Annotated in this window: 14 protein-coding genes; 6 read left to right on the top strand and 8 right to left on the bottom strand. The window is 72.0% G+C overall.

The genetic code is table 11. From position 1 onward, the window contains the following. Positions 1-17: 17 nt before the first annotated feature. From E1287_RS37845 to E1287_RS37870, 6 genes are all read right to left on the bottom strand, one after another. Entirely contained in the window at positions 18-614 is a 597-nt protein-coding gene (locus E1287_RS37845) for a precorrin-8X methylmutase (protein ID WP_131970102.1), read from the bottom strand. Positions 615-701: 87 nt separating this feature from the next. Next, positions 702-2,009 (bottom strand): bifunctional cobalt-precorrin-7 (C(5))-methyltransferase CbiE/decarboxylating cobalt-precorrin-6B (C(15))-methyltransferase CbiT, encoded by a 1,308-nt coding sequence (locus E1287_RS37850; protein ID WP_131970103.1) that lies wholly within the window; start codon positions 2,007-2,009, stop codon positions 702-704. A 19-nt stretch (positions 2,010-2,028) separates the two neighbouring features. After that, positions 2,029-2,556: a hypothetical protein gene (locus tag E1287_RS37855; RefSeq protein ID WP_131970104.1), complete on the bottom strand. Its 528-nt coding sequence runs from the start codon at positions 2,554-2,556 to the stop codon at positions 2,029-2,031. After that, entirely contained in the window at positions 2,553-3,212 is a 660-nt protein-coding gene (locus tag E1287_RS37860) for a GNAT family protein (protein ID WP_131970105.1), read from the bottom strand. The genes E1287_RS37855 and E1287_RS37860 overlap by 4 nt, the downstream gene beginning before the upstream one ends. Then, complete coding sequence (locus tag E1287_RS37865) at positions 3,209-4,633, bottom strand: cobyrinate a,c-diamide synthase (RefSeq protein ID WP_131970106.1); 1,425 nt, start codon at positions 4,631-4,633, stop codon at positions 3,209-3,211. Before E1287_RS37865 ends, E1287_RS37860 begins: the two co-directional genes overlap by 4 nt. Before the next feature lie 98 nt (positions 4,634-4,731). Continuing rightward, positions 4,732-5,361 (bottom strand): ATP-binding protein, encoded by a 630-nt coding sequence (locus tag E1287_RS37870; protein ID WP_131970107.1) that lies wholly within the window; start codon positions 5,359-5,361, stop codon positions 4,732-4,734. A gap of 195 nt (positions 5,362-5,556) precedes the next feature. Here E1287_RS37870 and E1287_RS37875 point away from each other — a divergent pair, with 195 nt between their 5' ends. From E1287_RS37875 to E1287_RS37890, 4 genes are all read left to right on the top strand, one after another. Next, on the top strand, positions 5,557-6,402 hold the full coding sequence (locus tag E1287_RS37875; RefSeq protein WP_131970108.1) for a helix-turn-helix transcriptional regulator: 846 nt from the start codon (positions 5,557-5,559) through the stop codon (positions 6,400-6,402). After that, positions 6,399-6,599, top strand: coding sequence for a DUF397 domain-containing protein (locus tag E1287_RS37880; RefSeq protein ID WP_131970109.1), 201 nt, complete (start codon positions 6,399-6,401; stop codon positions 6,597-6,599). The genes E1287_RS37875 and E1287_RS37880 overlap by 4 nt, the downstream gene beginning before the upstream one ends. Before the next feature lie 106 nt (positions 6,600-6,705). Further along, positions 6,706-7,725 (top strand): LLM class F420-dependent oxidoreductase, encoded by a 1,020-nt coding sequence (locus E1287_RS37885; RefSeq protein WP_131970110.1) that lies wholly within the window; start codon positions 6,706-6,708, stop codon positions 7,723-7,725. Positions 7,726-7,864: 139 nt separating this feature from the next. Further along, the gene (locus E1287_RS37890) at positions 7,865-9,532 is read left to right on the top strand and encodes an acetolactate synthase large subunit (RefSeq protein WP_131970111.1); all 1,668 of its coding nucleotides are present in this window, start codon (positions 7,865-7,867) and stop codon (positions 9,530-9,532) included. A 14-nt stretch (positions 9,533-9,546) separates the two neighbouring features. On the opposite strand, the gene E1287_RS37895 is transcribed toward E1287_RS37890, so the two are convergent. Beyond that, positions 9,547-10,344: a methyltransferase domain-containing protein gene (locus E1287_RS37895; protein WP_131970112.1), complete on the bottom strand. Its 798-nt coding sequence runs from the start codon at positions 10,342-10,344 to the stop codon at positions 9,547-9,549. Between the two features lie 136 nt (positions 10,345-10,480). After that, positions 10,481-10,696: a hypothetical protein gene (locus E1287_RS37900; protein WP_131970113.1), complete on the bottom strand. Its 216-nt coding sequence runs from the start codon at positions 10,694-10,696 to the stop codon at positions 10,481-10,483. 434 nt (positions 10,697-11,130) lie between these two features. On the opposite strand from E1287_RS37900, the gene E1287_RS37905 reads away from it, so the two are divergent. Further along, positions 11,131-12,315, top strand: coding sequence for a histidine kinase (locus E1287_RS37905; protein ID WP_243719712.1), 1,185 nt, complete (start codon positions 11,131-11,133; stop codon positions 12,313-12,315). A gap of 18 nt (positions 12,316-12,333) precedes the next feature. Then, the coding region (locus E1287_RS37910; RefSeq protein WP_131970114.1) for a response regulator transcription factor at positions 12,334-12,750 on the top strand (417 nt) is incomplete at its 3' end.

Below are 12,750 nucleotides of genomic sequence, written 5' to 3' on the forward strand. Positions count from 1 at the left end.
GTGTATAAGAGACCGGATCATGGGCGTCCCGCCTCGGCGTACAGCAGCGCGTTGACGGCCGCGGCGGCGACCACCGAGCCGCCCTTCTCCGAGACGTTGCTGAGCTGCGGCAGCCCGGCCGCCCGTAGCGCCTCCTTGGCCTCGCATGCGTCCGCGAAGCCCGCCGGGACGCCGATGACCAGCGCCGGGCTCACCCGGCGGGCGATGATCTCGGTGATGGCCTCAGGCGCGGATCCGACGACCCAGACCGCGCCCGGGCCCACCTCCGCGTACGCCAGCCGGACCGCGGCGGCCGGGGCGGCGATGCCCGCGGCGCGGGCCATCCGGCCGGCGGCCGGGTCGGCGGCGTGGCAGACCGTCTCCCGGGCGCTGATCCCGGCGGCGACCATCCCCTCGTCGGTGACGATCGGCGCCCCGGCGCGCAGCGCGTCCCAGCCGCGTTCGAGGGACTCCTCCCTGGTCGCCAGGTCCACCGCGTACTCCAGGTCGGCGGTCGCGTGGATCACCCGCTCGGCGACGGCCCGCCACAGCGGCGGCATCGGGGACAGGTCGACGCGGGACCGCAGGATCTCGTACGACCGGACCTCGATCGGATGGGGCTGGCGGACGGTCAACTGCGCCTCCTGCGTCGCTTCCAGGACGGATACCAGGGTTTCACGGCTTGCGAGGCGCTTCGTCCTCGATGTCTTGCCCGAGGCGTCCTATTCGGCGGGGTCGGCGGGGTCGGCCGGCAGGGCGGAGATGGTCTCTATGGGGCGGATGGTCTGGGACGCGTCCCGCCCCCAGGTCTGGACGTCCCGTTCACCCCACACGACGATCACGGCGGCGGCGGACGCCTCTGGCTCCGCGTCCAGCGGTGTCGCCTGGAGCTGGACGGCCTCCGCGGTGAAGCCGTGCTCGGCCAGCGCGTCCATGATCTCAGCCGCAGCCTCGGCATCGCCCCGCGCCGACGCGGAAGACGCGACGGACGCGACGGCAACGACGGCGACCAGCCGGGACGGCCGGAGTGCGGCGCACGTCCGGACGGCGTCGGGCCCGGCCGGCCCGGCGAACCCCGGCCCGATGAACACGGCATCGGGTTCGGGCAGGTGCCCGGCCGTGGACCGCACGTCCCCGGACGCCATGGCGACCTTCACGCCGTGCCCCCGGACGTTCTCCCGGATCCGCTCGCAGGCGGCGTAGTCGCGGTCGACGGCGACGACGGCCGCGCCGAAGCGCGCGCATTCGATGCCGACCGAGCCGTCGCCGGACTCCACGTCCCACACCATGTCGCCGACCCTCGGGCCGAGCTTGGCCAGGACGAACGCGCGGACGTCCGGCCGGAGACCGCCTTCACCGCCGAAAGCGTCCGAGGGCAGCGCCCATCCGGCGGGCCCTGGCGCGGCCCCTGAGATCCAGGTCGATTCGCCGAGCGCGTGCCGGTTGTCCAGGACGAGCACCACATCCGGTTCGTTCCATGGACGAGTCGTGGCCTCGGCAGGACGGACGTACACGACCCGCTCCCCAGGCCCGTCCAGATCCTCGCAGACGACGAACGACCGCGGGGTCACGGGGAACAGCGCGCGCGCCAGTTCCGCTGGGCCCGCACCCGGCCCGGTCAGCACTGCCACCTTGGGGTGGGCTCGGCACGCGTTGACGGCTTGTCTCAGGTGTCCGTCGCGGGCGGAGACGACGAGTGCGTCCTCCCAGGGCAGTCCCGCTTGGGCGAAGGCCCGCGCCACCATGGGCGCGGACGGCAGTACCTCTGGGGCATGCCCCTGTTGGAGCAGCATCCGGAGGATTCCGAAGTAGCCGGGATCGCCGTCCACGACGAGCACGACGTTCTGGTCTGTGACGTCCACGCCCTGCAACGCCTCTGCCAGATCGTCGGTCGCGACCTTCCGAGCCCCGGGCGGCAAGGGCAGATCGTCCAGGCGGCCGGGTTCTCCGACCACCAGCGCAGCGCTGTCCAGAGCCGCCCGGGCCGCCTCGCTAAGCGGTGAACCGTTGCGGCCGACGACCGTCAGCATCGTCTACCCCGCCAACTGCCTACCGGGCCATTCGCCCGAACATGCCGACCATGCGCTCACCTTCCGGGTCGACCATGACCACCTGCGCGGCGACCGGGCTGCCGGACGTCCCGGCGGCCTCGGCGGCCTCGGCGGCGAGACGTTCCAGTTCCCCGGCGGTCCTGCGGCACAGTTCCCGGCCGCAGGAGCCGAGCACGCCCGCGGCCTCCCACCGGTCGTAGGCGTCCCGCGGCGTCGGCGCCTCGGCCACCGTGGCGGCCAGCGCGGCGTCCCCGCCCATGTCGCGGGTGATCGACTCCAGGACGCCCGCGACGCCCCACACGCCGCCGAGGAAGCGGGCCTGCTCGTCCATCCCGGCGACCAGGACGACCTGCGCGAGCTCCGCCTTGGCCGCCTCCTTGAACGCCGCGCGCAGCCGCGTGGGGCCGGGCTCGCCGGGCGCTCCGGCCGGGACGAAGCGCGCGTCCGGCAGCCCCGGCAGCATCCGGCGGGCCGCCTCGCGTGCGCCGTCGCCGTAGAGCACGAGCGTCCTGTCCGCGTCGATCACCCGGGCCGTCCCTCCTCGTCCTCGGCGTCGAGCCTCTCGAAGGCGCCGCCGGAGCGCCGCCGCGGCGCGCCGGTGACCCCCGATTCGACCCGCGACCCGGGCGGCGGCGGGTCGGTCGCGATCCGGCTGAAGACGATCATGTCCCGGTTGGCGCCGTCCTCGCGTTCCGCGCCCCGCGCGACGCCCTCGCGCACGAAGCCGGTCTTCTCCGCGACGCGGATGGACGCGTGGTTGGTGACCATCGCGCGCAGCTCGACCCGGAAGAGCCCGCAGTCGCGCAGCGCCCATTCGGAGACGAGCGCGAGGGCCTCGGTGGCGAGGCCGCGCCCGCGCGCCGCCGGCCGCATCCCGTACCCGACCTCGCTGGTCAGATGCTCCCAGTTCACCTTGAACAGCCCGATGGTGCCGAGCAGGTCGCCGGTGTTCCGGCCGACGACCGCGAGGTGGATGCCCAGGCCGTAGCGCTGGAACTTGTGGACGCCCTCGCTCAGGAACCAGGCGATGGGCTCCGCCTCCAGGACGGTCGGGAAGCTGGGCGGCAGGAAGTCCTCCTCGGCGCGGATCACCTCGATCAGCCCCGGAGCGTCGTCCAGCCCGAACGGCCGCAGGACGACGCGTTCACCCTCCAACCGGACGCTTCTCTCGAAGCCGTTCACTCGCGCTCCCCTTCCCCGCGGGCGTCTTCCCCGCGGGCGTCTTCCCGGCAGGCGTCGACGAACCTGCCCGCGAACCAGGGCGACCCCGCCCAATGCACATGAAGGTAGGACGCGACACAACCGCCCTGAACGAACCCCACCGGACCGGACGCGGCCCACTGCCAGGCCGCCCTGTCCCCATGGACGGGTTCGGTGACCGTGCTGTGGAACTCATGGCCGCGTACCCGCTCGCCCGCTCGGGCGACGACCGAGTCGGCCACCGCCACCGCGGCACGATAGCCCAGTGTCAGCCGCGAGGCCATGGTCGCGTTCACTCCGTCCAGGACGCCGCACATGGCGGCGCCGTCCAACTCTTGCGCGAGATAGAGAAGTCCCGCGCATTCGGCGTACACGGGACGCGACGACTTACCGAAGGCGGAGAGCTCATGGCGCAGGTGCTCGTTGGACGAAAGCTCCGCCGCGTGCATCTCGGGAAACCCTCCGCCGATGACGACGCCGCTCGTCCGTTCGGGGAGTCTCTCGTCCCGCAGCGGATCGAATCGGACGACTTCGCCACCGGCCGCCGTCAGCAGTTCCTCGTTCTCCGCGTACCCGAAGGTGAACGCGGGCCCTCCGGCGACGGCGATCCGCGGCCGCCGCGCCGATTCCTGGGACCCCGCCCCGACCGCCTCGGCGGGATTCCAGGGGCCGGCGGTCAGCGGGGACGCGGCGCGGGCCAGCGCGAGGATCGCGTCCAGGTCGCAGGACGCGGCGACCAGCTCGCCGAGCCGCCGGACGGTGGCGACCGCCTCCGCCCGCCGCTCGGCCGCCGGGACGAGCCCGAGATGCCGGGACGGGGCCGTCGCCTCGTCGTGGTGCCGGAGCGCCCCCAGCACCGGCAGGCCCAGGTCTTCGACGGCGTCGCGGCACATGCGTTCGTGGCCGTCCGAGCCGAGCCGGTTGAGGATCACGCCGCCGACCCTGACGGTCCCGTAGGAACGGAAGCCGTGGACGAGCGCGGCCACGGAGCGTCCGGCCGCGGCGGAGGCGTCCACCACCAGGACGACGGGCGTGTCCAGGAGGGTCGCGACGTGTGCGGTGGACGCGTAGTCACCGCCCCCGGCCGCATCGGACGTTCCCAGTCCCGCGGCGCCGTCGTACAACCCCATGACGCCTTCGACGATGGCGATGTCCGCTCTGTCCGCGCCATGCAGGAACAGCGGGACGACCAGTTCTTCGGACGTCAGCCATGGGTCGAGGTTCCGTCCGGGACGTCCTGTGGCGAGCGCGTGGTAGCCGGGGTCGATGTAGTCGGGCCCGACCTTATGCGGGGAGACCGCCAGGCCGCGGCGAGCGAACGCGGCCATCAGACCCGTCGCGACGGTGGTCTTGCCGCTTCCCGTGGAAGGCGCGGCCACTACGAGCCGAGGAACATCGAGCACGTGCGCAGAGCATAGGCGGATGTGCACCGAGCCGCCGTACGCGGAGGTGTCGACGGCGGCGATCGCGCTTTGAGAAGGACTGCGTGAGGGAGGCGCGGCTAGCCGAGGCCGGGGCCCGCGGTGGCGCCGGGCACGGCGAACCAGACGGCCTTGCCGCGGACGGACGGCCCGAGCCGCGATCGCGTCCGCCGCATGCCCCAGCGTCCGCCGGACAGCTCCCGGACGATGCTGAGCCCGCGCCCGCAGTCGCCGGACGTCCACGAGTAGCCGGGGAGCGCGGCGTCGGGGAACGCGTCGAAGACCGCGCACCGCACTTCGCCGCTCACCGCGTCACCTCCCGCCGCGCCCGCGCCCGCGCTGCTGTCATCGCCGTCGCCGTCCGGCTCGTCCGCAGCGTCCTCGCCCGTCTCGTTCTCGCCGAGGTACAGCCACAGCTCGTGCGGACCGTGCTCGCCGGCGTGCTGGTGGGCGTTCGTCGCCAGCTCGCTCACCATGAGCTGCGCGTCGGCGATCGCGTCGCGCGGTACGCCCAGCGAGGCGAGCGCGTCGCCCAGGACGCGGCGGGCGTGGCCGGCGCATCCGGGCCCGCCCGGCAGGGCCCAGACCCATCCGGGCATGGATCCGGCGGCGCGGTGGTCGCCGTCGCCGTCGGCCATCGCGTCGGCCATCGTCTCGGCCGTCAGACCGGGTGTCGTCTCGGCCGTCAGGCCGGCTGTCGTGCTCTTCACGGGTTCCTCCCGCGTTCTTCGTGCCCGGGCGCGCGGCCGGCCCGCTCGTCACTGTCGGTCCCCCCGTTGTTACGGATCCAAGCGTGTCGTGAGAATCTCACCAGCGCAACAGCCTTCGCGGAATTGCTCTACCCTTCCTGCCGGGTTCGTCAATCGCGTTGTGACACGCGTCAAGAGTGGTAAGACTCCACTCCCATGACCTACCGCCCCACCGTCCGTGGCCGCCGCCTGGCGCGGGAACTGCGCAAGCTGCGAGAGGAGCAGGGCCTGACCCTGCAGGAGGTGGCCGATCGGCTCGACTGGTCGCGAGCCACCGTCTCCCGCCTCGAAACCAGCCAGACCCGGCCCAAACCCGGCGACATCGCCGACATCCTCGACCTCTACGGAGTGCCAAGCCCCGGCCGCGACGCGCTCATCACGCTCGCCCGGCAGGCCGGTCAGCGCGGCTGGTGGACGGCCTACCAGGACGTCTTCGCGGGCAGCTATGTCGCGCTCGAGGACGAGGCGTCGCACATCCGCACCTGGGATCCGCAACTCGTCCACGGGCTCCTGCAGACCGAGCAGTACTCCCGGGCCGTGATCACGGCCGGCCGGCTGCTGCCCGGCCCCGAGGACATCGAGCGCCGCATCGCCGCCCGCAAGATCCGCCAGGCGTTACTGGACCGGACGGACGCGCCGCGCCTGCACGTCGTGTTCGACGAGGCGGTGCTGCACCGTCCGATCGGCGGCGAGAAGGTGATGCGCGACCAGTTGGAGGCGCTCGCCACCGCCGTGAATACCCGCCCATCCGTCACGATTCAGGTACTTCCGTATACGGCGAGGGAGCATGCGGGCCTGGACGGACGATTCACCATATTGTCGTATCCAGACCCCGCTGACCCAGATATCGCCTACGTAGAGGGCACCATGGGCGACGTTTACCTTGAGAGTGCGGAGGCAATAGCAAAACATAGGGATCGCTTCGATCGGATCGAGGCGGTCGCCCTGTCCCCCGAGGATTCCGCGCACCTCATAGCCGAGGCAGCAAGGAGCAGCCCGTGACCAACCTGCAGCGCGAACTCACCGCCGCCGCCTGGCGCAAGTCGTCCCACAGCGGGAGCGGCGACCAGTGCGTCGAGGTGGCCTCCCTGTCCAGCGACCTTCGCGCGGTCCGCGACTCCAAGGACCCCGCCGGTCCGGCGCTGGTGCTGACGCCGCCCGCCTGGCGGAGCATGCTGAGCGCGATCAAGGAGGCGTAGCGACGGATCCGGGGGCCGCGGCGAGCGCTCGCCGCGGCCCCCGGCCCTTCCCGGAAACTAGAACGTGTTCTAGTATCGCGGTGCGACGATAACCGGAGGGTGCACCGTGACCGCGGAACTGAAGCTCGGCATCAACGTCGGCTACTGGCAGCGCGACGCCGACGACCAGACCGACACCGTGCTCGCGGCCGAGCGCTGCGGCTACGACTCGGTGTTCACCGCGGAAGCCTACGGCTCGGACGCGTTCACCCCGCTGACCTGGTACGCGGCCCGGACGTCCCGGATCAAGCTCGGCACCGCCGTCGCGCAGATCTCGGCGCGCACCCCCGCCGCCACCGCCATGCACGCGCTGACGCTGGACGCGCTGTCGGGCGGACGGGTCATCCTCGGGCTCGGCGCGTCCGGCCCACAGGTCGTCGAGGGCTGGTACGGGCAGCCGTTCCCGAAGCCGCTCGCCCGCACCCGCGAATACCTCGACATCGTCCGGCAGGTCTGGCGCCGCGAGGCCCCGGTGACCAGCGAGGGCCCGCACTACCCGCTGCCGCTGCCCGGCGGCGCCGGCCTCGGCAAGCCGCTGAAGTCGATCGTCCATCCCGTCCGCCCGGACATCCCCGTCTACCTGGGCGCGGAGGGGCCGAAGAACGTCGCGCTGTCCACCGAGATCGCGCAGGGCTGGCTGCCGCTGTTCGTCGACCCGGCGCAGATCGAGCCGGTGTTCGGGGAGTCGCTGGCGAACCGCTCGGACGGCTTCGAGATCGCCGCCACCGTCGCCACGATCGTCACCGACGACCTCCGGGCCGCGCTGGAGTTCGCCAAGATCCCCGTCGCGTTCTACATCGGCGGGATGGGCGCCCGGCAGCGCAACTTCCACCTCGACCTGATCGGCCGGCTCGGCTACGCGGAGCAGGCGGCGCGCGTCCAGGAGCTCTTCCTGGACGGACGCCGCGACGAGGCGATCAGGGCCGTGCCCGACGAGCTGGCCGACGCGATCTCCCTCCTCGGCCCCATCGGACGGATCAAGGAGCGGCTCCAGCTGTGGCGCGACAGCCCCGTCACCACCGTCCTGATCGCCGGAGTGCGGGACGAGCCGACGCTCCGCGCGATCAAGAAGCTCGCCGATTCCTGAGAGCGACCGCCCATCTTCCTGAGAGCGATCACACATCTTTCTGAGAGCGATCACACATCGACGGGCGGAATCGCGGTACGTCCCAGGATGCTGAACGAGGCAGCACCCAGCGATCAGCAGACTGGAGATGGGACACACGATGTCCACGCAGGAAGCCCCCGCTCAAGAGGCCGCCCGGCTGCTCGTCAGGGCCCTCGAGGCGGAGGGCGTCGAATACGTCTTCGGAATCCCGGGCGAGGAGAACATCCATTTCGTCCATGCCTTGACCGACTCGTCCATTCGCTATGTCCTCGTCCGGCATGAGCAGGGCGCGGCGTTCATGGCGGAGATCTACGGCCGCCTCACCGGCAAGGCGGGCGTGGCGTCCGCGACGCTCGGCCCCGGCGCGATCAACCTCCAGCTCGGCGTGGCGGACGCGACCACCAACAGCACGCCGGTCGTGGCGATCTCCGCGCAGGTCGGCCTGGACCGCATCTACAAGGAGTCGCACCAGATCGTCGACCTGGTGTCGCTGTTCCGCCCGATCACCAAGTGGTCGGAGCTGGCCCCGCGGGCCGAGGCCCTGCCCGAGATGGTGCGCAAGGCGTTCAAGACGGCGCAGACCGAACGTCCGGGCGCCGTCTACCTGGCGATCCCGGAGGACGTCGAGGCCGCGAAGGTCTCCGCCGAGCTGACGCCGCTGCCGGTCAACGTCGTCCGGACGCAGGAGCCGTCGCCGTCGCAGATCGCCCGCGCCGCCGACGTGCTCGCGCTCGCCGCGCGGCCCGTCGTCCTGGCCGGGCACGGCGCGACCCGCGCCGGCGCGGGCGACGCGCTGCGGCACTTCTCCGAGCATCTCGGCCTGCCGGTCGCGACCACGTTCAACGGCAAGGGCGTCTTCCCGGACGACCACCCCAACGCGCTCGGCGCCGTCGGGTTCATGCGCCACGACTACGTCAACTTCGGCTTCGACGAGGCGGACGTCCTCATCGCCGTCGGCTACGAGCTGCAGGAGTTCGACCCGGTCAAGATCAACCCGAACGCGGACAAGAAGATCATCCACATCCACCAGTTCCCCGCCGAGGTGGACGATCACTACCCGGTCGAGGTCGGCATCCAGGGCGACATCTCCCGGACGCTCCACGCGCTGGCCGACTCCGTCCACCGCCGCTTCGACGTCAACGGGACTGGCCGGAGGATTCGCCAGATGCTTCGCGAGGAGCTGGCCGAGGGCGCGACCGAAGGCGGGTACCCGCTGTCGCCGCGCCGCATCGTCTCGGACGTCCGCGCGGCGATGGGGCGCAGCGACATCGTGCTCGCCGACACCGGCGCGGTGAAGATGTGGATGGCGCGCATGTACCCGACGTACGAGCCGAACACGCTGCTGGTCTCGAACGGGCTGTCGTCCATGGGGTTCGCCGTCCCCGGCGCGATCGCGGCGAAGCTCGCCCACCCCGGCCGCAGGGTCCTCGCCGCGACGGGCGACGGCGCGTTCCTGATGAACTCGCAGGAGCTGGAGACGGCGGTCCGCGAGAACATCCCGATCACCGTCCTGATCTGGGACGACTCCGCCTACGGCCTGATCGGGTGGAAGATGGACCTGGACCTCGGCACCAGCTCCAACATCACGTTCGGCAACCCCGACTTCGTGAAGTACGCGGAGAGCTTCGGCGCCCGCGGCTACCGCGTCGAGGCGGCCGACGATCTCCTCCCGACCCTCCGCAAGGCCCTGGCCGACGACACGGTCTCCGTGATCACCGTCCCGGTCGACTACTCCCACAACCTCCAGCTAACAGACAAGCTGGGCGAACTCACCGACCCGTTCTGACCGGTTCGCCGACGTCAGGCGCGGCAGAGGATCTCGCCGTGAGTCACGGCGTACCAGCCGTCGTCGGCGGCGGCCCATGCCTTCCAGCCCTCGTAGATGCGCCGCAGGTCTTCGCGGGTGGCGTGGCCGCCGGCCACGGCGTGGTCTGCGAGGGATGACCTCAGCAGGCGGCCGCCCCATGACTCGCTCCACCATTCGCGTTCCTCGGGGGTGGAGTAGCACCAGGACGAGGCCGAGGCGGTGACGTCGGTGAATCCGGCGGCGCGGGCCCAGGAGACGAGGCGGCGGCCGGCGTCGGGTTCGCCGCCGTTGCCGCGGGCGACCCTGTAGTAGATCGGCATCCAGGCGTCCATGCCGGGCGGGTCCGGGTGCCAGGCCATGGTGCCGAAGTCGGCGTCGCGTGCGGCGACGATGCCGCCGGGCCTGGCGACGCGGCGCATCTCGCGGAGGGCCTGGACGGGGTCGGCGACGTGCTGCAGGACCTGGTGGGCGTGGACGACGTCGAACGTGTCGTCCGCGTAGGGCAGGGCGTGGACGTCAGCGACCGCGGATTCGACGTTGGCGAGGGCGGCGTTTCTGCGCGCCTCGTCCAGGACGGTCTGCGCGGAGTCGGTGGCGACGACCCGGCCGGGGGCGACGCGTTCGGCGAGACCGGCGGTGATCGTGCCGGGGCCGCAGCCGACGTCCAGCACGGACGCGCCGGGACGCAGGTGCCCGATCAGGTAGGCCGCTGAGTTCTCGACGGTCCGCCACGTGTGCGAGCTCAGGACGCTCTCGTGATGGCCATGGGTGTAGGTCGCTTCGGGGGACATCGGATCACCTCTCTGTGCCGTCCCCTCAGCCTACGACCCCTTCTCATATTTTGAGAATTCTGTCTTGTAATTTGAGACAGAGGGCGAAAACGAAGGGGACCGAGGTTCCTCGGTCCCCTTCGACGTCGTTCGGCTGTCAGGCCGCCACGGCGATGCGGGCGGGCGCCGGGCGCAGGGACGGGGCGGCCCGCATGGGCAGCGCCTCGACGGAGGCCAGCGCCGGCGGGGTCTCGGCGTAGGCGTTCAGCGACGCATGGGAAAGATCGGTGAGCCACGGCTGCACGACGGTCCGCTCGGCGGGCCCGTCAAGCCGCAGGTGGGAGAGATGGAACGTGCCGGTCGCTGCACTCATGCCAACACCCCTTCCAAAGCCCGGTGGGCCGCGCCTGTGCGGAATCCACCGTCAGTCACATACCCCTTGGTACGCCTGTACAAGCCACTCGGTTCGACATCTGTTCCCAGGTGTCGCCCGAATCACAAGGTCAACGCTACGGGTCACCTCTGACAGATCTCGAACCCTTTTCGACCGCTGAGGGAGCGGCTGAGGAGGGCTCAGGAACGGCGGCCGCGGAACGACTCGGCGATCTCCATCGCGGGCATCACGATGCCGCCGTAGATCACGAACACGGCGAACGCGAGGACGAACGGTACATAGATCAGATACATGACTCCAGCGTGCGCGGGGCCGCCCGCCCCTCGCATCGGACGCAAAGCCGGTTCCGGGCGGCGGAGTATCGGCCGAACGGTCGATCCGGCGGTCGGCCGCGGGTCGTACGCTCCATGGGCGTGAGCGACATCGGGGCGCGGCTGGACCGCATCCACTCGGCGGGCGGCTGCCTGGCACGCACCGCCTATGCGGCGTTCGCCGCGATGTTCCTGCTGGTCTGCCTCGGCGCCGGCATCCGGGACACCGCCCTCGTGTGGATGGTGCTCGTCGCGGCCGTGGCCAACGCCGCCGCGATCTCCGGGCGGCGCTTCGTCGCGTGGACGGTCGCCGCCGGGTCGCTGTCGGCGCTCACCACCCTCCTCCTCGCGATGGAGCCGGGGGCCGAGCCCGGCGCCCCGAGCCTGTTCGCCGAGATCGGCGCGCTGCTGATCCTCGTCGTCCGGACGGCGTGGAAGATGCCGCGGCGGCGGCTCGTCCTCATGGCCGCGCTGCTCGCCGCCGCGATCCTGTCGACGCCGCTGCGCTGGTCGGCGATCGCGGCGGTCCTGTTCACCGCGCCGCTCGGGATCACCGTGGCGATCGCCGCCGGCGCCGGGCTGTACCTGCGGGCGATGGACGCGCGGCGCGCCCGGTCCCTGGCCGCGGCACGGCGGGACGAGCGGCTGGAACTGGCCCGCGACCTGCACGACTTCGTCGCCCACCATGTGACGGGGATCGTCGTCCAGGCGCAGGCGGCGCGGTTCGCGGCCCAGTCGGGGGCGGCGCCGCCCGGGCCGGAGGAGCTGGACGGCATGTTCGGCGGGATCGAGAAGGCCGGCACCGAGGCGCTCACCTCGATGCGCCGCATGGTCGGGCTGCTGCGCGACGCGCAGAACGTCAGCGCGCCCGACGGGGACGCTCACGGGGCCGTCCGCCGTCCGGTCGGGGACCTCGCACGGCTTCAGGAGCTCGTCGAAGGGTTCTCCCACCCGCCTGCCGCGCTGACGATCGCGCCCGACCTCGGCACGCTGCCGCCCGAGGTGGCGGCGTCCGCGCATCGCGTCGTGCAGGAGGCGCTCACCAACGTCCGCAAGCACGCCGCGGACGCCGCGTCGGTCCAGGTGACGCTCAAGCGTGTCGGCGGTGAGGTCGAGGTGGCCGTCCGGGACGACGGGCGGGGACGCGGGCGGCGCCTCCCGTCCGGCGGGTTCGGGCTGACGGGGCTGGCCGAGCGGACCGGCGCGCTCGGCGGGCGGCTGCACGCCGGGCCGCGCCCCGAGGGCGGCTGGGAGGTCGTCGCCGTCCTGCCCGCCGAGGACGGATGACCTGGCAGAATCGGCGCCGTGGCCATCCGCGTACTGATCGCCGACGACCAGGAGATGGTCCGGACCGGGTTCCGGATGATCGTCGACTCGCAGCCCGACATGGAGGTGGTCGGGGAGGCCGCGGACGGCGCCGAGGCCGTCGCGCTGGCCCGCCGCCTCCGCCCCGACGTGTGCCTGTTCGACATCCGGATGCCCGCGATGGACGGCCTGGAGGCGACCCGCGTGCTGGCCGGGCCCGGCGTCGAGGACCCGCCCCGCATCGTCATCGTCACGACGTTCGACATGGACGAGTACGTGTACGGGGCGCTGCGCGGCGGCGCGGTCGGGTTCCTGCTGAAGGACAGCGGGCCCGCGCTGCTGCTGGAGGCCGTCCGTGCGGCGGCGAACGGCGAGTCGCTGGTGTCGCCGTCCATCACCTGTCTCTTATACACATCT

Origin of the sequence: Actinomadura sp. KC06 (genome assembly GCF_004348735.1) — a bacterium.
GTDB lineage: Bacteria > Actinomycetota > Actinomycetes > Streptosporangiales > Streptosporangiaceae > Spirillospora.